General features: G+C 59.9%; 24 protein-coding genes. 18 read left to right on the top strand and 6 right to left on the bottom strand.

The window, feature by feature from the left end; genetic code table 11:
- The first annotated feature begins 86 nt into the window (after window positions 1–86).
- From VFG26_RS13840 to VFG26_RS13880, 9 genes are all read left to right on the top strand, one after another.
- Window positions 87–977, top strand: a complete 891-nt coding sequence (locus VFG26_RS13840) for a dienelactone hydrolase family protein (protein ID WP_325026286.1) — start codon at window positions 87–89, stop codon at window positions 975–977.
- Between the two features lie 233 nt (window positions 978–1,210).
- Entirely contained in the window at window positions 1,211–1,465 is a 255-nt protein-coding gene (locus VFG26_RS13845; protein ID WP_325026287.1) for a hypothetical protein, read from the top strand.
- 637 nt (window positions 1,466–2,102) lie between these two features.
- Window positions 2,103–2,393, top strand: a complete 291-nt coding sequence (locus VFG26_RS13850; RefSeq protein WP_325026288.1) for a hypothetical protein — start codon at window positions 2,103–2,105, stop codon at window positions 2,391–2,393.
- A gap of 16 nt (window positions 2,394–2,409) precedes the next feature.
- Window positions 2,410–2,796 (top strand): hypothetical protein, encoded by a 387-nt coding sequence (locus tag VFG26_RS13855; protein WP_325026289.1) that lies wholly within the window; start codon window positions 2,410–2,412, stop codon window positions 2,794–2,796.
- Window positions 2,797–2,806: 10 nt separating this feature from the next.
- Window positions 2,807–2,992, top strand: coding sequence for a hypothetical protein (locus tag VFG26_RS13860; protein ID WP_325026291.1), 186 nt, complete (start codon window positions 2,807–2,809; stop codon window positions 2,990–2,992).
- On the top strand, window positions 2,989–4,374 hold the full coding sequence (locus VFG26_RS13865; RefSeq protein ID WP_325026292.1) for an APC family permease: 1,386 nt from the start codon (window positions 2,989–2,991) through the stop codon (window positions 4,372–4,374). Before VFG26_RS13860 ends, VFG26_RS13865 begins: the two co-directional genes overlap by 4 nt.
- 61 nt (window positions 4,375–4,435) lie before the next feature.
- The gene (locus VFG26_RS13870; RefSeq protein WP_325026294.1) at window positions 4,436–5,110 is read left to right on the top strand and encodes a hypothetical protein; all 675 of its coding nucleotides are present in this window, start codon (window positions 4,436–4,438) and stop codon (window positions 5,108–5,110) included.
- Complete coding sequence (locus VFG26_RS13875; protein ID WP_325026296.1) at window positions 5,107–5,397, top strand: hypothetical protein; 291 nt, start codon at window positions 5,107–5,109, stop codon at window positions 5,395–5,397. Before VFG26_RS13870 ends, VFG26_RS13875 begins: the two co-directional genes overlap by 4 nt.
- 147 nt (window positions 5,398–5,544) lie before the next feature.
- Complete coding sequence (locus VFG26_RS13880; protein ID WP_325026298.1) at window positions 5,545–6,354, top strand: ankyrin repeat domain-containing protein; 810 nt, start codon at window positions 5,545–5,547, stop codon at window positions 6,352–6,354.
- A gap of 2 nt (window positions 6,355–6,356) precedes the next feature.
- Here VFG26_RS13880 and VFG26_RS13885 read toward each other — a convergent pair whose 3' ends face one another.
- The 3 genes from VFG26_RS13885 to VFG26_RS13895 form a co-directional block, all read right to left on the bottom strand.
- Window positions 6,357–6,971: a cytochrome c4 gene (locus VFG26_RS13885; RefSeq protein WP_325026300.1), complete on the bottom strand. Its 615-nt coding sequence runs from the start codon at window positions 6,969–6,971 to the stop codon at window positions 6,357–6,359.
- 91 nt (window positions 6,972–7,062) lie between these two features.
- A complete protein-coding gene (locus VFG26_RS13890; protein WP_325026301.1) occupies window positions 7,063–8,787 on the bottom strand; it encodes a pyrroloquinoline quinone-dependent dehydrogenase in 1,725 nt (574 codons plus the stop codon).
- A 266-nt stretch (window positions 8,788–9,053) separates the two neighbouring features.
- Entirely contained in the window at window positions 9,054–9,614 is a 561-nt protein-coding gene (locus VFG26_RS13895; protein WP_325026303.1) for a histidine phosphatase family protein, read from the bottom strand.
- Window positions 9,615–9,816: 202 nt separating this feature from the next.
- Here VFG26_RS13895 and VFG26_RS13900 point away from each other — a divergent pair, with 202 nt between their 5' ends.
- From VFG26_RS13900 to VFG26_RS13925, 6 genes are all read left to right on the top strand, one after another.
- A complete protein-coding gene (locus VFG26_RS13900; protein WP_325026305.1) occupies window positions 9,817–10,029 on the top strand; it encodes a CbtB domain-containing protein in 213 nt (70 codons plus the stop codon).
- Window positions 10,030–10,047: 18 nt separating this feature from the next.
- The gene (locus VFG26_RS13905) at window positions 10,048–10,764 is read left to right on the top strand and encodes a CbtA family protein (protein WP_325026307.1); all 717 of its coding nucleotides are present in this window, start codon (window positions 10,048–10,050) and stop codon (window positions 10,762–10,764) included.
- Between the two features lie 63 nt (window positions 10,765–10,827).
- On the top strand, window positions 10,828–11,706 hold the full coding sequence (locus tag VFG26_RS13910) for a DUF1289 domain-containing protein (protein ID WP_325026309.1): 879 nt from the start codon (window positions 10,828–10,830) through the stop codon (window positions 11,704–11,706).
- Between the two features lie 178 nt (window positions 11,707–11,884).
- A complete protein-coding gene (locus VFG26_RS13915) occupies window positions 11,885–12,310 on the top strand; it encodes a hypothetical protein (protein WP_325026310.1) in 426 nt (141 codons plus the stop codon).
- A 154-nt stretch (window positions 12,311–12,464) separates the two neighbouring features.
- On the top strand, window positions 12,465–12,710 hold the full coding sequence (locus VFG26_RS13920) for a cysteine rich repeat-containing protein (RefSeq protein WP_325026312.1): 246 nt from the start codon (window positions 12,465–12,467) through the stop codon (window positions 12,708–12,710).
- Between the two features lie 43 nt (window positions 12,711–12,753).
- Window positions 12,754–13,026, top strand: a complete 273-nt coding sequence (locus VFG26_RS13925) for a hypothetical protein (RefSeq protein WP_325026314.1) — start codon at window positions 12,754–12,756, stop codon at window positions 13,024–13,026.
- Window positions 13,027–13,076: 50 nt separating this feature from the next.
- Here the strand turns inward: VFG26_RS13925 and dxs are convergent, their stop codons facing one another.
- The gene (gene dxs, locus VFG26_RS13930) at window positions 13,077–15,011 is read right to left on the bottom strand and encodes a 1-deoxy-D-xylulose-5-phosphate synthase (protein WP_325026316.1); all 1,935 of its coding nucleotides are present in this window, start codon (window positions 15,009–15,011) and stop codon (window positions 13,077–13,079) included.
- Window positions 15,012–15,260: 249 nt separating this feature from the next.
- Between dxs and VFG26_RS13935 the strand changes: the two genes are divergently transcribed.
- Entirely contained in the window at window positions 15,261–15,896 is a 636-nt protein-coding gene (locus VFG26_RS13935) for an ABC transporter substrate-binding protein (RefSeq protein ID WP_325026318.1), read from the top strand.
- A gap of 132 nt (window positions 15,897–16,028) precedes the next feature.
- Here the strand turns inward: VFG26_RS13935 and VFG26_RS13940 are convergent, their stop codons facing one another.
- Entirely contained in the window at window positions 16,029–16,964 is a 936-nt protein-coding gene (locus tag VFG26_RS13940) for a VacJ family lipoprotein (RefSeq protein ID WP_325026319.1), read from the bottom strand.
- 134 nt (window positions 16,965–17,098) lie between these two features.
- Between VFG26_RS13940 and hpnI the strand changes: the two genes are divergently transcribed.
- Together hpnI and hpnJ are read left to right on the top strand one after the other, a co-directional pair.
- Entirely contained in the window at window positions 17,099–18,232 is a 1,134-nt protein-coding gene (gene hpnI, locus VFG26_RS13945; RefSeq protein ID WP_325026321.1) for a bacteriohopanetetrol glucosamine biosynthesis glycosyltransferase HpnI, read from the top strand.
- 11 nt (window positions 18,233–18,243) lie between these two features.
- Window positions 18,244–19,668 (top strand): hopanoid biosynthesis associated radical SAM protein HpnJ, encoded by a 1,425-nt coding sequence (gene hpnJ / locus VFG26_RS13950; RefSeq protein WP_325026323.1) that lies wholly within the window; start codon window positions 18,244–18,246, stop codon window positions 19,666–19,668.
- A gap of 61 nt (window positions 19,669–19,729) precedes the next feature.
- Here hpnJ and VFG26_RS13955 read toward each other — a convergent pair whose 3' ends face one another.
- Window positions 19,730–22,333: an MMPL family transporter gene (locus VFG26_RS13955; protein ID WP_325026324.1), complete on the bottom strand. Its 2,604-nt coding sequence runs from the start codon at window positions 22,331–22,333 to the stop codon at window positions 19,730–19,732.
- Window positions 22,334–22,691 lie beyond the last annotated feature (358 nt).

A 22,691-nucleotide genomic window follows, 5' to 3' on the forward strand; every position in this document is an offset into this window, starting at 1 on the left:
GTCATTCTGCCGTCTCGCGCCTTAAGATCGTAAGATCCTTTCAGCTGGTGGTCCTAGGTTTAGGCGTTTCAAAAAAGGATCTGGATATGGCGGCCCATTATTACATCGCGTCCGACCTTCTGGGCCTCATCAGGCGGGCGTCTCTGTCGCGCCGCCGGTTCATGACGGCATCGGCGGCTGCCGCGGCGGGCTATACGCTTGCGGCCGGTCCAGTCAGGGCAAAGCCGATCACAACCAGTGCGTCCGGTCTCGAAACCGGGACCGCGAAGATCGAGACTTCCGAAGGTGAAATGCCGGCCTATTTCGCGAAACCGGAAGGTGCACGTAATCCGCCCGTCATACTCGTCTGCATGGAGATTTTCGGGCTTCACGAGTACATCAAGGATGTGACCCGCCGGCTCGCGAAGCTTGGCGCTTTCGCCATCGCTCCGGACTATTATTTCAAGCTCGGGGACCTGACGAAGATCGCCAATCCCAAAGAGCTCATGCCGCTCGTCAATTCCAAAGCCGATTCTGAGCTTGTCTCCGACCTCGATGCGACTGTCCGCTGGGCGAAGAGCCAAGGCGGCGACGTATCGAAGCTCGGCATTTTGGGCTTCTGCCGCGGCGGCAGGGCGGTCTGGGTTTATTGTGCGGCCAATCCCGACGTCAAAGCTGGCGTTGCGTTTTATGGCTCTCTTGTCGATTCGGCGGCGCAGAAGGAAATTTGGCCCAGGAGCCCGATCGAGCTTGCCGCCGACATGAAAGCGCCTGTGCTGGGTCTCTACGGCGGCGACGACCAAGGCATCCCGCAAACACAAGTCGATATGATGAAAGCCGCCTTAGCGGCCGCGGGAAAAACCGCCGAATTCAAAATTTATCCGGGAGCTGGGCATGGCTTCCATGCGGATTACCGCACGAGCTACGACGCGGATGCCTCGAAGGATGCCTGGATCCAGGCAGAGAACTGGTTCAAGCGCTGGTCGGTCCTGCGATGAAAGCTTTCGTCGAACATTCCGGGTGCATCCCAGGAACTTCGTAGTCGGGTCCCGGTTCTCCGATCTAGTGGCACCAACTGATGAGGTCAGAAATGTGCGACTATTCCTTAGAAATGTTTCAGAGCAGGCCGGCGCGACGGGGCGAAGAGTACATCAGCAATAAGTTTCCGAGTGGAACCGTGGGCTTCATAGCTCGCGGGGATCAGTCGGTCGCTATTTGCATGGCGTGCGATATGGAGCTCCAGCTATCCGGCATTTCGTCGTTCATTCAAGAGCATGCCGATGTATCGGATCGGGAGAATGCAACGTTCACTCAGGTGGACGGGCCGTTCCACCGTGACGCTATCCGCTTCAGCAATGGCAGAGTGATCACGCTACAGGCTCTCGGGCCGGGCGTCGTGGCACGCGTCTGCGACACGCAGATTGAACGTCCGCTGGATCTTCCTGCTCACGAAGACGCGCCGGCGAAGGAAGAAGTCCTGGTCTGAAGACCGGGCTTCAAGGATACTTAAAGCATTATTAGCGGGAGCACTCGAGCAAGGCTCGAGCGCTCCCGTTTTGCATTTGCGGCGCTGTGCGCTCAATGCGGCTAGCACAATGAAGGTGGGCTCGGTGGCGGACCCGAAGGCCGGTTGGGGAAGATTTCTGCTCCAGTGAAGAGTCGCCGCGGACGCGACGTAAGGCGCGCATCGATCGGTTCCGAGCTTTTTGGATGAGCCCTGCTCAAGTTTGTCGTGTCCTGAACCCGCTCTTGGATAACCTTCAGTGCTCTAACCGCTTGTGCGTCAGCAGCTCAAAACGCGGTCACGTTGCCGAAACAAAAATTCAGCATGCCTAAAAGCGTGTCATCGGTTTGCAGTGCAAAGCTGCTAAGTGACTGATTTCATTTAGTGCGCGCGCTGCACAGCAGCAATAATTCGTGCGCTGCATCATCAATTCTCTGTTTCGTCTTACGAATAAATGTTGACGGCGCCCGGCTCGCCTGCGTCACTAAATGTCGCAGGAAGAACGAACTCTAACGGGCGAGCGGATCTCGGTTCGATTTCAGCACTGATCAGATCAAAGGGTCCGTCAGAGCCCTCGGCTACCGGTGCGCGCCCGCAACGCAAAAACAGGGAGGGAACAATGAAAATTCCAAACGTCGATCCTCGGATCGCGTCGAAATTCTCGGGTGACCGAACGTGGTCGCTGGCCGCTGTCGTGACGCTCTGGGCGCTCTACGCCTTCGTCTTCTACGAGGTCTCAACTTACACGAGTTCGGCCGACGTTCTCTGGGCTCTCGGTATCGCGGGCGCCCTCGTCGTGTTGTTCAACACAGCTGCAATCCTGGCGATGGTCGCGCACCTCAGCGAAGAGCGCGATGAAATCTACGGCCTCGATTTGCACTACCTCGATCTTTCCAAGCGAAAATCCTGAAACCGACGGGTGCATCGTGAACAAACCCCATTATGAGCCTCCGAAGCAGTCCGCATTCGGCCAGCTCTTCGACAGCCTATTCCTACTGATTCTGGTTTTCGCGGCGCTCTTTACGCCGCTCTATCTCAAGCTTGCCGGCGGCGGAAAAATCGATCTGCCGGTTGCAGACGCGACGACGTGGGCCGGCCTTGGCCAGAACGCAGCCCAACAGGCGCAATGGGAGAAGCTCGGGCTTACTCCTGAAACTGCGGCTGGAATGATCACGTCACGGTTCGACTACAGCTTCAACGTTGCCGAACTCGCCATCACGGCGGTGGTGGTCATCGGCTACTTCGTCCTGCTGTTTGCGTTTTCAAAGCGCGAATACATCGAAGTCATCGAAGAACGGTTCGGCAAAAAGTGAGATCCCCGCAATGAACACCTTCGAGCTCTTTGAATACGTGGCTTGGGGCTTATCGGCCGTACTCGGGCTGTGGATGCTCTTCGACATGATCAGAACCAATCGCGCTTACGATGAAGATCTTTTGACCTCGTCCAAGGAAGGCGAAATCGATCAAACGCTCGTCATCGATCCTACCCACCAAGGGGGACACCTGTGAGTCAAACGACAGTTATTCACGGCGAGAAAATCTCGCTTCTTCGCGTCTTGGGTCCCGCGCACGTTTGGGCACTTGGCGTCGGCATCGTCCTCGTCGGCGAATACATGGGATGGAACTTCGCCGTTGGCAAAGGCGGCGCCATTGCTGCGCTGATCGCATGCTGGGTGGCGGGCTTGCTCTACACCTGCGTCGCCATGATCGACTCGGAGGTGACCTCCACGGTTGCTGCCGCCGGCGGTCAGTACGCGCAAGCCAAACACATCGTCGGGCCGCTGATGGCGTTCAACGTCGGGCTCTATCTCGTCTTCGCGTACACGATGCTCGAGGCTGCGAATGCCATTACGCTGGGCTACCTCGTCCAAACGGTCGGGCAGATGGCCGGCTTCGCCGAAGCCAGCGATAAGCCATTCATCGTTCTGACGATCATGTTCCTCGCCTGGCTCAACTATCGCGGCGTCTATGCGACGCTGACCGTCAATCTCGTGCTGACGGCCATCGCATTCATCGCGATCATCATCCTGTTTGCTGCCGTCAAGCCGTGGTCAAACGATCTTCTCCAGCATCGCGAACTTCTGAACGGCCTGCCCTATGGGTGGCTGGGTGTGGTCGCGGCGCTGCACTTCGGCCTTTGGTACTACCTCGGCATCGAGGGCACGTGCCAGGCAGCCGAAGAGGTGCGGTCGCCTGCGCGATCACTGCCGTTGGGCACGATGACGGGCATCATGACGCTCCTGATCGCCGCTACGATGACCTGGTACCTCTGTTCGGGGTTGATGCCTTGGGAATACCTTGGCCAAGCAACGACGCCGCTCTTTGACGCCGCGCGCCTGACAGACTCCATGCCGCTGATGGTTCTGCTGTTCATCGGCACGATGTTCTCGACGCTTGCGTCGGCCAATGGCTGCATCAACGACGCATCGCGCGCTTGGTTCTCGATGGGCCGCGACCGGTACCTGCCGACATGGTTCGGTGCCGTTCATCCCAAGAACCGGACCCCCTTCCGGTCGATCGTGTTTCTTGTTCCTGTGGCGCTCGTATTTGCTTATTTCGCGCCTCTCGATCAGGTGATCACGTTCTCGATCCTGTCGGGCCTGCTCGGCTATACGTACATGTCCGTCCAGGTGATGCTGTTCAGGAAGAAGTGGCCGCTTGAGACGATCAAGCGCGGCTACATTCATCCGTTCCATCCGATACCGGCCATCGTGCTCTTGCTGATCTGCTCGACCACGTATTTCGCAGTGTTCCTCGGATATGGCACGCAGCTCGTCGCGATGATGATCTTCTTCGTCGTTGCCTCGCTGTGGTTCCACTTCCACCGCTACAAATACGTACGGCGCGGTGACCAGTTCACGATGCAGTGGCCGCGGCCGCAGGGCTACTAAACCTTCACTTCGAATGGCCGGCTGCAAGGCTGGCCATTCTCATCTCCCACGAAGGAATGCGATGTCCTTATCCTTGACGTTTGCGGCCATAGGCTTGTTTGTGACAGCCGCCGTCGCAATGCGCGAGCACGCGAAAGCCGTGGCTTCGCGACGTGGCCTGCTCGACAGCTGCGCGGGCCTTCTGTCGAATGCGGTGATCACACATGGCGGCGATGGCTTTCCCCGGCTCAAAGGCCTTCACAACGGCCGCTTGCTTCACGTCGAACTGCTTCCGGATACGATGACGATCCGCAGGCTGCCTCAGCTTTGGCTTAAGCTCACGCTGATTGATCCTCGCCCCGGCCTGCCGGAGTTTTCTTTGCTCGTTCGTCCGACAGGCGCCGAATTCTATTCGCTCACACACAATCACGCGCGGATGCTCGAGCCGCCGCTTGGCGTGCCTTCCGAAATCCTCGCGAAGGGAGACGGCAAGAGTTCGCAGCAGCTGCTAAACCGGGTTGCGCCCGTTCTCCGCCGCATCTTCTCCGATCCCAGAATGAAGGAAGTGGCCGCCACTGGCAAAGGCCTTCGTCTCGTCTGGCAGGCCGGCGAAGGAGACCGCGGCCACCACTTGCTGCTCCGGCAAAGCCGCTTCGGCGACGCCAGCGTCGCGCGAGAGGCGCTCGCGGCACGTCTTAAAGACTTCGACGACCTATCGGCTGCAATCGACACCACTCGGGAAGTTCAAGCTGCATGAACGCAATCACCCAACGCCCACCCATGAACCCCTACCTGGTCCTGGCCATTGCCGTCGTACTCCCCGGCGGCGGACATGTTGCGGCCGGCTATCCGGAACGCGGTTTGCGATTTGCCTTTTTCACGATGCTGATGGTCGCGTTCACTTGGCATTTCTCGACGCCCGAACAGTCGTTCGTCGGCCGCTCCGCGGGCGGACTGTTCGTCTGGGCGCTGTCAATCCCCGATGCTTACAAGCTCGCCCGGATCCGTTACGAAGTATGGAAATCGAAAGGCTTCCGAGGCTAGATTGGGCTCCGGTAAAGGAGCCTTCCCGTGTCCCATGGTCTGCGCACTTCGGCACTTGCCCTCCTCACCGCCTTACTTTGCTGCGCGACGTGCGGCAGCGCCGTGCTGGCGAACGTACGCGTCTGTCAGCAACAAGAGCAGCGGTACATGCAGATCAAGCAAGCGGCAGGCCCGCTCGAGGTGAACGCCGCGCTCGCTGCCGCGGCTGACAAGGGCTGTATCGACCTCGCGCGGCGACTACTGGACGATGGCGCATCGCTCGCGTCACGCGATCGCCTTGGCGCGATGCCGCTCGCTCGCGCGGCCAAGGCAGGTCATGCGGATATTGTCGAACTCTTCCTCGAGCGTGGCGCGGACATCAATGCGCGTGATCTCGATGGAGGAACCGCCCTTTTCGCGGCGTCGGAGCAGGACAATCCTTCAGCCGTCCAATCTCTCATCGGACACGGTGCAGACGTGAACACTCCGGGGCGGAGCGGCCTCACCCCGATCGCTGCAGCATCGTTTGCCGGCACCGACCAGGTCGTTGGCCTGCTCCTCGACAAAGGCGGCGATCCGAAAAAGGCAGACACCACCGGCAAGGCACCCATCTGCTACGCGGTTGCGCGAGGATTTCCGAAGGTCGTGCGCTTGCTTCTCGACCATGGCGTCGACGTCAACGCGCGCTACGGCAATGATCTCACCGCGCTCATGTGGGCCGCGGGGCACGAGGAGGCCGCGGGCTCGAGCGATGTGGTGGACGTACTGACGCTTCTCATCGATCGCGGCTCGCGCTTGGATGATCAGGACAATCGGGGGCGAACGGCTTTGATGATCGCGGCATCGCTCGGACACGAAAAAGCGGTCGATGTCCTGCTGGCCAGGGGCGCTGATAGAACGCTGCACGACAAATCGGGCCAGTCAGCTGCCGATCTCGCCGCCAACGATGCTTTGCGCAGGAAGCTGACGATCAGCTAAGGCTATTGGTCGCCGTTGCCGCCGATGACCTGAAGGCTCGCGAGATATTGTGAGATGGGCCCGAGATCGGCGGGTTGCGCTGCTTTCATGAGATCCGACATTCCGGGGTTGTTGCCGCGTGAGCCGTCGCGAAAATCGGTCATGGTCTTCAGCAAGTATTCCGCCTGCTGGCCGGCAAGCCGCGCCGTCGAGCCGTCACCCTGGTATTGATCGAGATGGCATGAGGTGCAGCCGATCGAGCCGATCACCGTCAGTGCGGCTTTGGTCACATCCTTCGGAGGTGAAGGCTGTTGGATGTTCGGCCACTTCAGGCTTGCGAAGTGCGCGGCCAGCGCCTTGAAATCAGCCTTCTCGAGACCGGCCACGACCCCGGACATGATATCGTTCTTCCTCGCGCCGCTCTTGAAGTCCCGAAGTTGCAGATAGAGGTAGCCTTCATTCTGGCCCCAGATGACCGGCGTCGTCTTCTCCTGCGGAATGCCGCTTTCGCCGTGACAACCCGCGCACGTCTGCGCGTTTTCCTCAACGCTGTCGGCAAAAGCCAATCTCGGCATTGCGGTAAAAGCGGCGACGAGGACGCCAATTGCGATCGGCAAAGAACATTTCATGCTCATCATGTCGAACTCCGAGTGACCGGGGCGGTCACGATCTCCTGCACACATGATCGGAAGGAGCGGGGGCGCTCCTTCCGCGTCTTTCCCGGTTCGATCAGTTCAGCGTGAAGGCAATGATGTTATTGCCGCGCTTGAAATCGATCTGCGTGTTTCCGCCCGCTCCGACGACGATGTATTCCTTGCCGTCGAGCGTGTAGGCGGACGGCGGAGCGTTGACTCCGGCGCCACATTGGAAAGACCACAAGATCTTGCCGCTCTCGGCGTTGTAGGCGCGGAACCAGCCGTTTGCTTCGCCGGTGAAAACCAGATCACCTGCTGTCGAGAGAACGCCGCCCATCATGGGCTGCGGCGTCTCCACCTTCCATTTGATCTTGCCGGTGTTGTAGTTCACCGCCGAGACGTTGCCGAAACTCTCTTCGGTCGGGATGACCTTGAAAGCGCCGCCGAGCCACAGCTTCCCATCGGGATAGGGGCTCGACTGAACCTGATACGTCATCGGCTGATGAAGATTGATGGCGTAAGCGAGGCTCAGTTTCTCATTGACCGCGATCGGCGACCATTCCACGCCGCCGTTGGCACCAGGAAGCATGCGCGCGCCTTCCGGCGTCGGCAGGGTCCACATATTCTCTTGAGCGACCATCGGATCGGAGAAGCGGATCATGCTGCAATCGTCACGCTTGTTGACGTAGACGTGCCCGGTCTTTCCGGCATGCAGAACGCCCGGAACGGTCTTGCCGTCCTTGTCCTTCACGTCGACGAGGACAGGTGGGCTGACAGCGTCGAGATCCCAGACGTCATGCGGGATGAACTGGAAGTGGCAGACGTACTTGCCGTTGTCGAGATCTACGGCGACAAGAGAGTCCGTATAGAGATTGTCGCCCGGGCGCAGCGAACCGTCGAGGTCGGGCGATGGGTTGCCGACGACGAAAAAAATACGGTTCAGCTTGAGATCGACCGCGGGGTTTTGCCAAACGCCGCCGCCCAATGTCTTATATGGGTCGCCTGTTTTTGCGAGTTGGGCCTTTTCTGCATCAATATCGCGTAGCAGATCCTTACCGGTCGCATCCTTCGTCGCCCATACGCCAACCGAATTTTCCGGTATCGTATCGAAATTCCAGACCAACTTGCCGGTCTTGGCATCGTATGCGCGAACAAAGCCGCGTATGCCGTATTCGCCGCCGTTTGTGCCGATCAATATCTTGCCGTTGACGGCTGTCGGCGCCATCGTTTCGCTGTAGCCCGATTCAGGATCGGCAATCTCGGTTTCCCAGACGAGGCTGCCGGTTTTTGCATCAAGAGCTACAAGCTTGGCGTCAAGCGTTGCGAAATAGACTTTGTCATCGGCGACCGCGACGCCGCGATTGTTCGGGCCGCAGCAGTAGGTCGTGATCGGCCCCATCTTGTGCTTGTAGTGCCAGTACTGCTCGCCGGTTTTGGCGTTGAGCGCATAGACATGATCGAATGACGTCGTGACATACATGACATTGCCGACGATGATCGGCGTCGTCTCGAGCGACTCCTTCACATCCATCTGGAATATCCACGCCGGGCGAAGCTTCGAGACGTTGGATGCGTTGATCTGTTTGCCGGGGAAGTAGCGCGTCTGCTCGTAATTGCCGTTGGTATGCAGAAACTGCTTCGAATCGCTTCCGGCCTTTGTGAGTTCCTCTTGCGACACCACTGGGGCGGGCGCTTCGACTTTGGCCGCTTCCTTCTTGTGGTGTTCGATCTCCTGTGCCGAGACGGGCGTTAATGAAGCATATGCGAACAACGCAATCAGCGCCGCCGCGTTAGCGTGGCTGCTTTTTACTCCGACCATATTTTCCTCGCTTAACTGGGGGGCTCAGCTTGAGCGTCGACATGAATTGGGCGTGAAATACTTTGCGCGGCATTCCGTTGGTGCACGTGCAATTACTGCACTTGCCAGCTTTTTCGGGCAATTGGCTATGATATTCCAGAGTATCAGGAATGTTATCGTAACTTTAATCCTGGGACAAAGTCAGCAAACATCTTGTACGCGTACGGATTAAACGCCGTTCATTTCGGGGATTGCGAATTCCCGCCGATTGGGAATGGCCACTGCGCTCAATTTTCGAGCCCGCGCAGCATCCAACGCCGGCCGTTGGAACTCAATTCGAGAACGGCCAAGGGCCCGATATCGATATGCCAAAACGTCATCGGGTCCGCGTGGATGGCCGCCACGGCTGCTGCGCGCATGACTGCCGGATGCGTAATTGCAACGATATTTTCCTGCCGCGGCAAGACGCCGTTAAGCCAAATTGCAATTCGCGAGACGAGCGCTTCAACGCTTTCTCCGCCGTGAGGATGAGCGGCCGGATCGGAAAGCCAGCATTTGAAAGATTCCGGTTCGCGCTCCGCAACATTGTTCAACGTGCATCCAGCCCATCGGCCCAGGTCTAGATCACGCAGTTCTTCGTCTACGACCGGGTCGAGACCTAATGCGCTTGCCGTTTCCAATGCTCGTACCGCCGGGCTCGTCAGCGCCGGCCCTGATCGCCGCAACCTTTTGGCCAGTGCAGCGGCGTCTTTCTTGCCGAAGACGTCTAAGCCTTCGTCCGCCGGGAACGCGCCGGCTCTCGTGGCGGCGGTCGAGGCGGCGGCGATGAATGTAACCCGCGACTGCATGTTTGCCGGTGCTTCGTTGACAAAAACCCGGCCGGGCTTATGTTGGCGAACGCATCGCCATAGGCAGGAAGCCGGTGAAATTCCGGAACGGTCGCGCCACTGTAATCGGGGACATTGATAGCGTCCATCGAAAGTCAGACCCTCCTATGGACCGCAACAGAGCTTGAAACGGGACGCGTAAATCCCTCGGAGGCACTAACGAATGTCACACCCTGCAATCGTATCAGGCGGCTCGGCTGCCGCGCCCGTTCCGCTACACGAAATTTTGCCATGGGCGATTTTCGTCGGATTGCTGTTCGTCCTAGCTCTGTATTTCGTCGGCGTCGAAGAAGGCGCTGTTTCGATCTTCAATAGCTCCTATGTGCACGAGTTCGTGCACGACGGCCGCCATCTGCTCGGCTTCCCCTGCCATTAGCCTAGCGGAGATCTCAAAATGGGCGCCCTGCTCGTGCGCGGCATGATTGCCGGGCTCATCGCTAGCCTATTGGCCTTTGCTTTCGCCAAGGTCATCGGCGAACCGCACATTGACCGCGCTATTGCCTTCGAGGAAGCGGCGCAATCCCACGCTCATGGTGCCGACGGCGAACCCGAACTTGTCAGCCGCGATGTTCAGGCGAGCACCGGCCTTCTCGCCGGCGTTGCGTTGTACGGGACTGCGCTTGGCGGTCTCTTTGCGCTCGCTTACGCATTCGTCAGTGGACGCCTGCTTCATCTTTCACCGCGAAGCACCGCGCTCGTCATCGCGGCGATTGGCTTTCTAGCGCTCTATTTCGTGCCCTATCTCAAATATCCGGCGAACCCTCCGGCAGTCGGCCAAGGCGAGACGATCGCCTATCGCACGCAGCTTTATTTCGCGATGGTCGTCGTCTCACTCCTGGCGCTGACGATTGCGGTTAGCTTCGGGCGGCAAGTCTTTCAGAAATTCGGCGGGTGGAACGCGTCGATGCTGGGCATCGGCACCTATCTGCTGCTGGTTTCGCTGGCTGCCTTCGCTTTACCGGCGATCAACGAAGTGCCAGAAACATTCCCTGCCGATCTGCTTTGGAACTTCCGCCTCGCATCGTTGGGTACTCAGTTCATCCTTTGGGCAGCAATTGGGTTGCTGTTCGGGTGGCTCATTGCCCTCGATCATGAAAGGGTCGCACGCTGACCTTTGCTTGACACCCAATCCCCGCCTCCACCCTCCACCTCACTTGAAAGACGTTCTCTAACAATGCGCCATTCGCCATGCATTGGCATTTGCAAGCTCGACGATGCTACCGGTTACTGCCTTGGATGCGGCCGCACCGGCCGTGAGATTGGTGATTGGATCGCCATGAGCGAGGGCCAGCGCGATGCTGTCTGGTCGGAGCTGCCAGTCAGACTTTCAAAGCTGTCCGTCCGCGTGCAGCTTCTTCCCTGGACGTGCGAGGAACTCGTCACTTGGGCCGCAGGGACAATCGTGGGGCGAGCCGGCACGTGGGTAACCGGCGCGCCGGGCGCGGTGGCTGAATTTCCTTGTACGGCCGAACGCCCGATCAGCGTCGAGGCGGGATCGGGCTCGATGATCGCTCGAGCACCGGATGCCTCGTTCCGATTGCGCCTAAACGATAAGGTTCGCGCTTTCTATTTCAGCGAGGGCGGCGCAATCGTTCTCGGCCTGCCGCGAGCGCGTGCCGTCGTCCCCTCATCGCAGGCCATCCAAACGCTTGGACCCGACTTGGATGCCATCGATGCCGAGCATCAGGGGGAGTTGTTGTTTGATTTTGGCATCGGCCGCAAAAATTCGCGGTTCTGCATCCGCACCGGCGATGAACTCCTTGCGTCCGAATTGACATGCCAAAGGGGCCGGCATTGGTCTGACGCGATGGCTTCGATCGGCAAGCAGATCCTTGCGGCCAGCCCAGCGCGCGTGGTCGAGACCGCAGCGGCTCGCATCGAGGTCTTCACAAAAATTCCATCTCCGGCGGAAACATCACCGCCAGGCGCTCACACGCATTTCTTGCCTGATTTTCTCAAGGGCGGGGAAGAAATCCCTTCGCGCCTGACCTTGCCCGACTACGCCTCGCCAGTCGCAATTTTCTATCCTCACGACTCGGGCAAAAAGGCCTGATAGCGAGCAACGTTGGAGAAGCCCATCTTGTCCCCAAGTCTGAGCGTATGGCGGGCATTGCCGTATTGAGAGGCTTGCCGCGCCGTAGTAGTGACTTTTTTACGGAATAGCGGATTGCGACTGGAGCAGTGAGGATCTTATGCGCAGCATTGGCCCCGGACTCTTATTTGCAGTCACCATGGGTTTGCTTCCGGTCGCGGCCTCCGCGGACGAACGGATGCAGTCGTCGTTCACTGCGCTCGTCGCCAAGGGCTTCGAAGTCAAGTCCGTGACGCTCATCCCGCTCGACGTCGCCAAGCGCGTGACCGAGAAGGTGAAGACCGACAACGTCATTGTCACGCTGCAGAACAGGGAAGCCGTCGCTGTCTGCTACGTTGCATTCGCGAACTGGGCGTTCATGAATAAAACGTCGCTCGATTCTTCGACGCTCTGTGAAGTCCGTTCAGCGGCGTCTGAGGAAAGCGCCGCGCCGCCGCCAGCACCGAGTGCTGCTCCCGCGGCCGAACCTCCATCACCTCCCCCGGCCGCCGCACCTTCGGCGCCGGATACGCCGCCCGCAGGTCAGCCTACGCCCAGCGCGCCCCCGTCCGGTACGACCCCATAGGCATGCCGCTGCGGGGGACATCGGCGACAGCAAATCCAGAGAGCGAACGCCTTTCGCTCAGCCTCTGCCTTAGTCTCAACATGGGTCCGGGGCATATGCCGGAACTCCCCTCTGATCAGCGAGAGACCGGACAGTGAAGCAGTCGAGAGCACTCATGGCATCGTTGGCGCTAGCTGGCGTCGTTCTCGCCGGCGGGATTTCGACCATGGCGTTCGCGCACAGCGGCACGCGCGAAGAGCAAGAGGCGTGCACGCCGGACGTATTTCAGTATTGCTCGGCTCAAATTCCGGATGAATCCCGCATCGTCGCGTGCTTGAAGCGTAATCTGAAGAAGCTCAGTCCCAATTGCCGAGTGGTGATGACTGGGGGTCAGCTCACGCGAAAAACTCGCCCACAGTGAATGGGACAACGTGGGGGATATTCTTGGCGAAGGACAACGACACGTGCGACGCAACACTCTGATCAAAAAAATACCCGCCGCCTGCGTTGCAGCTGCGATCATCACTCTTGCGCAGACCAGCGCTTCGTTCGCTCACAGCGGGACCGCTGAAGAGCAGGCCGCTTGCACACCGGATGTGCTCAGCCTCTGCTTCTGGGACATCCCGAACGAGGAACGCATCGTGGCGTGCCTCAACAAGAACATCAAAAAATTGAGCCCCGCGTGCCGGACCGTCATTGCGGGACCGGATAAGAAAGACGCTCGCAGCAAGCGCTGAATTTTTCGGGAGCGCATCGCCGCCTCGATCGAGGCCAGCCCGTTGGTTGGTCAGGCGCGGCCGCGGGCAGCCGTGGGCTTGTTCATCTGGAGCGCCTTGCGCACCGTCTCGACGATCCCTTGGGCCGAGAGTCCCGCCTGCTGATACATGACCTCGGGCTTATCCTGGTCCACGAAGACATCCGGCATAACTATGCTGCGGACCTTCAGGCCGCGATCGAGCAATCCGTTCTCCGCCAGATAGTGCAGCACGTGGCTGCCGAAGCCGCCGACCGAACCTTCTTCGATCGTGATCAGCACATCGTGGTTTTCGGCAAGTTGCCGGATGAGTTCGGTGTCGAGCGGCTTCATGAAGCGAGCGTCGGCGACCGTTGCCGACAGCCCGAGTGCCGCCAATTGATCAGCGGCCTTCAAGGTCTCCTGCAAGCGTGTGCCGAGCGAGAGCAGCGCGATGGTCGAGCCTTCGCGCAACACGCGTCCCTTGCCGATTTCAAGCGGGATGCCGGCTTCTGGCAAAGCAACGCCCGTGCCTTCGCCGCGGGGATAGCGGAAGGCGCTCGGACGATCATTGATACTCGCTGCGGTGGCGACCATGTGCTTCAGCTCGGCCTCGTCCGCCGCCGCCATGATGACCATGTTGGGCAAGCATCCCAGGTAGGCGAGGTCGAACGTTCCGGCATGCGTTGCGCCATCCGCTCCGACGAAGCCGGCACGGTCGATGGCAAATCTGACAGGCAAGCTCTGAAGCGCGACGTCGTGCACGACCTGATCGTAACCGCGCTGCAGGAACGTCGAGTAGATCGCAGCGAACGGCTTCATGCCTTCGGTGGCTAGGCCCGCGGCAAACGTGACCGCGTGCTGTTCGGCTATGCCGACGTCAAACGTGCGGTCCGGGAATTCGCGGCCAAAGATATCGAGGCCCGTCCCGTCCGGCATGGCCGCGGTGATGGCGACGATCTTCTCGTCCTTCCTGGCTTCTTCGATCAGGCTGTCGGCAAATACGCGCGTGTAGGACGGCGCAGACGCCACCGGCTTTGCCTGCACGCCTGTTACGACGTTGAACTTGGCGACGCCGTGATATTTGTCGGCTGACGCTTCGGCGGGCGCGTAGCCCTTGCCCTTCTGCGTGACAACGTGAACGAGAATGGGGCCCAGCTCCGCATCGCGGACGTTCTTCAGGACCGGCAACAGCTGGCCGAGATCATGGCCGTCTATGGGTCCGACGTAGTAGAATCCCAGCTCCTCGAACCATGCCCCGCCCTGCCAGAGATGGCGCGTATATTCCTCGACGCGAGCGGCGCGGCGTTCCCAGCTCTTAGGCAAGTTCTTCGCCAGTTGCTTGGCGATGTCGCGAACATACAGGTACGAGCCGCTCGAGGTGAGCCGCGCCAAATATGAGGATAGCGCACCGGTCGGAGGCGCAATCGACATGTCGTTGTCGTTGAGGATGACGATCAGCCGCTCATTACGGGCGCCGGCGTTGTTCATCGCCTCGTAGGCCATGCCCGCGCTCATGGCGCCATCGCCGATGACGCAAACGACGTTGTTCGTTTCGCCGGACAGTTCCCGCGCGACCGCCATGCCAAGACCAGCAGAAATCGATGTGGACGAATGGGCGGCGCCGAAGGGGTCGTATTCGCTTTCGGTGCGCTTCGTGAAGCCGGACAGGCCGCCCGGCTGGCGCAGCGTTCTGATGCGGCTACGGCGGCCGGTGAGGATCTTGTGGGGATACGACTGGTGGCTGACGTCCCAGATCAAGCGATCACGGGGCGTCTCGAAAAGATAATGGAGGGCAACCGTCAGCTCGACGACGCCGAGCCCCGCGCCCAAATGGCCACCCGTCTGCGAGACGGCATCGATGAGCTCGGAGCGGAGTTCGGCTGCGAGTTGCGGGAGTTCGCTCTCCGACAATTGGCGGAGATCGGCCGGCGTATCGACCTGGTCCAAAAGCGGTGTTTTGGAAACCCGAGGCACCACTGCGTCCATCGACCGAACTCCCCCGACACGTGTCCCTGTAACGGTTCCAAATATGGACCTATGACACGGCGCAAAAAATGGATCATGCACTATGGACCGGACTCTATGGGGATGTGTGGCGCTCAAGCCTCACAAATTGAAGACAGCTGTGGGAAAACTGGCTAAATGCCGCCACCGTGTCGACCTAGGACACATTTTCGTTGCTGAGAATTTTCTCGCCGACGGAATGCTGAATTCGAAAACAATCAGGGAGGGGCAATGGTCCCGGCCAAGAAAATACATATTCTGCGAGTTTCGGTCGCCGCACTGATGATCGGGCTCTTCGGCTCGCCGCACCTCGCAGGCGCGCAGGCTGCGGATGCGCCTGAGAAGACGATCAACGGGCTCAACGCCAAACTCCTCGACACCATGAAGCAGGCGCAGTCTCTAGGCGTCCAGGGCCGCTACCAAGCCCTCGCGCCGGTGCTTTCGACGACGTACGACATCCCTTCAATGTCGCGCACGGCTGTTGGTCAGAGCTGGGAAACGCTTCAGCCCAACCAGAAGGCCGCCGTCACCGAAGCCTTCGGGCGAATGATGATTGCGACCTATGCGAAGCGCTTTGACGGCTTCTCCGGCGAGACATTCGAGATTGCCGAAATCACGGATCGTCCGCCATCCGACAAGATGGTGAAGACGCGCATCGTGCAGAGCAACGGCAAGCCTGTTGCGATCAATTACCTGATGCGCAAGACCGGGCCGCAATGGAAGATTGTGGATGTCTATCTGGACGGTACGATCAGCGAGCTTGCGAGCCGTCGCGCCGAGTTCACGTCAATCCTGAGGTCGGGCGGACCTGACGCGCTAATTGCTTCTCTCAAGAAGCAAGGCGACAGGCTGCTGTCGGGCAGCTGATGCCTGAATATCGTGGCCGGTCTCATTCAGCAGGCCCACCACGATTTTCGGCTTCGCGTTAGCAAGCCAAAAAATGAGGCGCGGTGTTTCGTGGAACGCCGCGCCCTTCTTGTTCGACTGAATTCTAGCCCGTTAGCGCGTCTCGACGGGCGTCGGAGGGCCGACGACCATGACCGTACCACCGGATATTTTCGGGACGTCCGTCATCTGACGCTTCCTGAGCATCATCGGCGAGGAAACGAGTTCCATCACAGGCTCGACCGGACCGGGATCGGGCGGCGGCGGGTTCGCGGTCAGGATGCTCGTATCAAGCGCTTCCTGAAGCTCAGCCTGGCGCTTCTGTTCGCTCACGCTGCGTAGCATCGAGTAGAAGTCGATCGAGCTTTCCTCGAGCGTCTGCATATCTTCCGCTCTGCTCAAGTTCGATAACGGGCTGGCTACGCTGCCTGCGATGTTGACGTGGCTCGCGAGGGTCGCCGCTTGTGTCGGGATCAAGGTTGCGGCCGGGATACCGGCCGCAAATTCCACCGTCGTGCCAATTGCGTCGCGCACGTTCGTGGGGCCGAGGACAGGCAGCATTAAGTACGCGCTCTCGCGATAGCCCCAGACGTACATCGTCTGCCCGAAGTCGCCAGACTGATGCGCCATGCCTTGCGTCGCCGCGACATCAAAGAGGCCGCCGAGTCCAAGCGTGGAGTTGAGTGCAAACCGTCCCAGAGTCGTGGCGGCAGCTGCCGGCCGGAACTGCAAAACGTTGTTTGCAAAGACCATCGGCTCGGAAAGATTGGTCGCAAATGCCGTGACACGGTCGCGAACTTCTTCAGGGATGTTCTCGTTGTAGGTTTTCGCAGCCGGATACAGGATTTTGTGATTGAAGTCCTGGTTGCTTTCGAAAACCGAGCGATTGAACTTTTCGTGGGGATCGGCAGGCTCTTTCGGCTCGGCGTCGCTTTCTACCGAGGCCAAGCGTTGAGGTGCAATTTGAGGCGCAGATGCGCTGGCGCAGGCCGAAAGACCCGCGGCGGCCACGATGCAGCCGGCCCACTTCAACATAGCAGTGACATTCACGTCCCGATATTCCCCCTTGCCCGGACCACCCGGCCGGGCAACCTCAGATCTATCGCAGCCGTCCAGTAAACGCTAGCTTACCCACCAAGGCCATTTGGCCTTCCCCACACTCCGAACCGGAAAGTAACGTCTGAATGACGTCCTGTCTGTGGCTTGTATGCACCCTCTTAGCCGTTATCGGTAGCGCTTATGCCGTTTTGGCTGCTTTCTTGGTCGCACGATTTGCGCGCCAGCCCAAGTCGATTTTAGGGCGAACGGAAGACGTAACTCTGATCAAACCGCTGTATGGCGCCGAACCGGGCCTTGCGGGCAGCCTCGCGTCGTTTCTCCGGCAAGACTACCCAGGCGCGATTCAGATGGTCTGCGGGGTTCACGATGCTGCCGATCCCGCCATCGATGCGGTGCGCGAGCTTAAAGAAGCTCTGCCGGGGGCAGACGTCGAGTTCACCGTCTCGGCGCGAAAGAGCGGCGGAAATCCAAAGATTTCCAACGTGCTCAATATTTTTCCGCGTGCACGGCACGATGTCTTGATCCTCAGCGACAGCGACATGCGGGTCGAGCCGAACTACGTTCGCGACGTGGTCGCCACGTTGCAGAAGCCCGGTGTCGGCTTGGTGACCTGTCTCTATCGTGGCTGCGCGATCGGCGGTTTCTGGTCCCGACTTGCGGCTGCGGCTGTGGATCAACACTTTCTGCCAAGCGTTCTGGTCGGCGTTCAGTTTGGCTTGGCGAAGCCCTGCTTCGGATCGACCATCGCCACGCGCCGGAGCACGCTCGCCCGAATCGGCGGTTTCGAGGCCTTCGCCAATACCTTGGCAGACGACTACGCAATGGGGGATGCCGTCCGTCGCAGCGGCCTCAAGGTCGCAATCGCGCCATTCACGATCGGCCACACCTTTGCCGAAAAAACCTTCCGGGAGCTGCTGGCCCATGAACTTCGCTGGGCGCGAACGATACGTCTCGTCGATCCCGTGGGTTATGCTGGCTCCGTCGTAACGCACCCCTTGCCGTTCGCACTGGCGGCGTTGCCTTTGAGCGGCTTCAACGCAATCGCGTGGGCGATCCTCGCCGGGACACTTGCGTGCCGCCTTTTCGTTCCGTTACAAGTCGAACGGCTGCCCGGTGGGGGAAAGAGTTCGGTACTGCTCACTCCTTTGCGCGACATGTTGAGCTTCGCGATCTTTATCGCGAGCTATGTGCCCGGAGCTGTTAATTGGAGGGGCCGCCGCTACAGCGTCGGCGCCGATGGGACCGTTAGGCCTATATGAAAGGCGCGGACATGCGCACGCTATTTTTACAAGCTCCTTCGTTCGACGGCTTCGACGGGGGTGCTGGATCCCGGTATCAGGCACGGCGAGAAATTCAATCGTTCTGGTACCCGACTTGGCTGGCGCAGCCGGCCGCGCTGGTCGAGAACTCCAAGTTGATCGACGCGCCGCCGCACCGCACCACCTTGCAGGATGTTCTGGCGCAGGTGCGCGATTACGACCTCGCCGTTCTGCACACCTCGACGCCGTCGTTTGATTCGGACGTCAAGGTCATCGAGGCGATGAAGGCGACGAACCCGAACCTGAAGGTCGGGCTGATCGGCGCCAAGGTCGCGGTGCAATCAAACGAAAGCTTGAGCGACGCGCCGATTGTCGACTTCGTTGCCCGTAACGAGTTCGACTTCACGATCAAAGACGTCGCCGATGGGGTGCCCTGGAGCGACATCAAGGGCCTGTCCTACCGCAACTCGCAGGGCGTCATCGTGCACAACGAGGACCGTCCCGTGATGCACGACATGGATACGCTGCCCTTCGTCACGCCGGTCTATAAGCGCGACCTCGTGATGGAGAATTACTTCATCGGCTATCTGAAGCATCCCTACATCTCCTTCTACACGGGGCGCGGCTGCAAGAGCCGCTGCACGTTCTGCCTGTGGCCGCAAACCGTCGGCGGCCATCGCTACCGGACCCGCTCCGTCGGCCACGTCATCGAGGAGGTGAAATACATCCTCAAGGCGTTCCCGCAGATGAAGGAGCTGATGTTCGACGACGATACCTTCACGGACGACCTGCCGCGCGCGGAAGCGATCGCCAAGGAACTCGGCAAGCTCGGCGTTACGTGGTCGTGCAATGCCAAGGCGAATGTGCCGCGCGATACGCTGAAGGTTCTCAAGGACAACGGCCTGCGCCTGCTGCTCGTCGGCTACGAGAGCGGCAATCAGCAGATCCTGCACAACATCAAGAAGGGCATGCGGGTCGAGGTCGCGGAGCGGTTCACCAAGGACTGCCACGAACTCGGCATCAAGATCCACGGCACCTTCATTCTCGGCCTTCCGGGCGAGTCGAAGGAGACGATCGAAGAGACCATCAAGTTCGCGACGCGGATCAATCCGCACACGATCCAGGTCTCGCTCGCGGCGCCTTATCCCGGCACTTTCCTCTATAAGCAGGCCTCCGAGAATGGCTGGCTTGACGTGGAGAACGCCGAACTCATCAATGCCAATGGCATTCAGATCGCGCCGCTGCACTATCCGGGTCTCTCGCACACCGAGATCTTCTCGTCGGTGGAGGACTTCTATCGGAAGTTCTACTTCCGGGTGCCGAAGATTGCTTCAATTGTCGCCGAGATGGTCACGCAGCCCGACATGATGAAGCGCCGCCTCAGAGAGGGCGTCGAATTCTTCCAGTTCCTGCGCGAGCGCCGCAACGCCGCGTAAGGCGGCAAGCGACAGATTTGCAAATCATACGGCGCCGGTTTCTAACCGGCGCCGTTGTTGTTTAGGCGCCTTTGTCTTCCGGCTTCGCGTTCCGGGGCGGGCCCATGAGGATCGGCTGGAAGAGAACGGCTGCGGCAAGCGTCGTCACAAGCGAGAGCGCCAAAAGCTCGCCCATGCTCGATGTCCCCGGATGGCTAGAGAAGAACAAGCTTCCGAAAGCAACCGCGGTCGTCATGGCGCTGAACATCACCGCGCGGGTGAGCGGCGAGGCCAGCAGGCTCGTTTCGCCTTCGCGCCAGGCGAGCACGTAATAGATTTTGAACGCGACCCCCACGCCGAGCAGCAGGGGCAGCGCGATGATGTTGGCGAAGTTCAACGGCAAGCCGATCAACACGCAAAGCTCGAGCGTCACCACGGCTGCGAGCAATAGCGGCACGAGCGTCAACAGAACGTCCGAGACGCGGCGCAGCGCGATGTACAGGATGATCGTTATCGAACCCAGCGCCAGCAGCCCCGCCTGAATGAACGAGCGCACAACCGTCTTTGCCGATTCCTGGATGAGGATGGGCACGCCCGTTGCTTCAGGCTCGACGGCGAGGACGGCAGAGGCAAAGCGCCGGAGGTTGGCGTTGTCGTTGCCATCGCCTTTCGGCGCGACTTCGACGCGGGCGCGGCCGTCGGCGGCGATCCAGTCGGAGACGATCTCAGGCGGCAGATTTTCGAGGGTCACGGGCTCGGCCTTCAAGGCAGAGCGAATTTGCGCGAGCCGCAGCTTCAAGCCGTCAAGCAGCACCTTCTCGGCCTTGGCCCGCACCTCGGGTGGCCCATCGGCTAATTTTCGCAGCGTTTCGGCCATGTGGGCGGCAAGTGGCGGCGCGCCAGGCAGTTGAGCAGCCTCGTCGAAGGCCTTCGCCGTCTCCTTCAACTTCGCCTGCGTCTCGGCATCCGATAGTGGCGGCGCCATTTCGTCGGGCTCGAGAGTCGGCCCCAGCAAATCGGCTGCGTCACGAATAATCGCAAGCTTTGTGGTTTGATCGCCAGGCACGAAGCTTGCGAGTGTCACGGTGTGATCGGCCTCGGGCAGCGCATCGAGCTTGGCTGCCACCGCTTTCGCTTCAGCCAGGTTCGGGGCGAGAACCTGGATGGTGTTTGGCGCAGTCATCGGATCGGCCATGAGATCATTGAAGGTCGAAACGGATTCGACCTTGTCGCTGCGCAGATTGATCGGGTTGAAATCGAATTCCAGCTTCGCGAGCAGCGGTAGTCCGGCGACCACGGCAATCCCTGTCAGCACGAGAATGGCGCGGCGATGCCGGGCCATGAAGCGGTCGACAGGGGCCAGGGCTTTATAGCCGACCTCGTGCGCTTCACCGGGAGGGTTGAGCAGCGATAACATCGCGGGCAGCATCGTGATGCTGGTCAGGAACGCGATGATCATGCCGCTGCCGGCAATGAGGCCCAACTCGGACACGCCGCGATAATCGGTCGGCAGGAAGGCGTAGAAGCCCGCCGTGGTTGCTGCGGCGGCGAGTGCCAGCGGCTTTCCGGCGTTCTTTCCGGAGGCGATCAATGCATCGCGCAAGCCGTGCTTGCTGAAGCGCTCGTGGCGATATCTGACTGAAAACTGGATGCCGAAATCGACGCCGATGCCGACGAACAAAACGGCGAAGGCGACGGAGATGAGGTTCAAGGCGCCGACGAGGTAGAGTCCCAGAGCGCCCGTTATCGCGAGTCCCGCGAACAGGCTCACAAGAACAGCGAAGATGATTCGTCCCGACTTTAGTGCCAGCCACAGGATCAGCAGAACGGCTGCGATCGTTAGGGCTCCGTTGAGAGCCGCTCCTTCGGCAACGGTGCCGAATTCCTCGTCCGCCATCGGCACGGCGCCCGTCAGCCGCACGCGCACGCCGTTCTCGGGCGTCAGACCGAGCCGCTCGGCAGTCTGGCGAATCAGGGCGGTCGCCTCGGCGCCGGGCTCGAGGGCGGAATAGTCGAGGACTGGCTTGACCTCAAGGAAGCGGCGAAGCTCGGACGCTGACGGCTTTCCGCCCGTGAAAAGCTCACCCCAAGAGAAATTCGTTTCCTTGCCCGCCTGAATGCCGTCAATGGCCTCAGCCAACACGCCCAGAGGCTTTTCGAAGTCCGGCCACTTGGCGCGGTCCTCCTTGATGCCGAGCGGCACGAAAGACAGCGCTTTTGCCAGGCCGTTCAGCGTCGGATCAGCAGCGAGCGTGCCGAGTACAGGTTGGGCCTTGATCAGACCCTCCGTCGTTTGGGTAAGCTCCGGCACTGAAAGATAGAGAAGGCCGTTCTTTTCGAAGAATGGGCCGCCGTCGCGCCGGCGAACGATCTGGAATGGATCGGGTTTCGACTCGGACAAGGCTGCGGCGAGCTTGGCTGCTGCAGCTTCCGTCAGTTCAGGCGTTTTGCCATCGACGACGATATCGATGGTCTCGGTGTGCTGCGGAAACGCGAGGTCGAACTGGTACTCGCGCTGGCGCCAATCGAGATCCGCGGAAATGAGCTTTCCGGTATCGGTCGTGATGGCGAAATTGTTGACGACATAGTGAATGGCGCCCGCCGTGAGCGCCAAGCCCAATAGAATGGTGAGCCAGCGCAGCCGTACAGCGAGGGCCACGGTTCCGGCGACAGCGCGTTCGATCATGCTGCCGCCGATAAATAAGTGGAGCGGCGCGGGAGAGTGGCGTCGTGAGAAATCATTCTAGGGCGGACTCGTGATAGCGTTAGACAGGTCCCTCAAGGCAGGGCTGGTTTCAATAGCAGCTCGGGTTAGATGACGAACCCGTCGAGCTGATGAATAAATGGTGATGGGGAGTGTGTTGCTTTTGAGACACTTCACCCAACAGCATCGTCGCCGCGACGTTGCCCCCGCTGCCGGGCCCACATGATCGCGCGTAAATGGTTCGTATCAGATTTCACCAGCGCAGGCGTTTCTGCGCCGGCTGCTGCGGGCGACTACGCCAAAGAGAATTGCTCGACGGCGCCATGGGGTAACTCACGTT

This window comes from Hyphomicrobium sp. (genome assembly GCF_035687085.1).
In the GTDB taxonomy this organism is placed as follows: Bacteria; Pseudomonadota; Alphaproteobacteria; order Rhizobiales; family Hyphomicrobiaceae; genus Hyphomicrobium_B.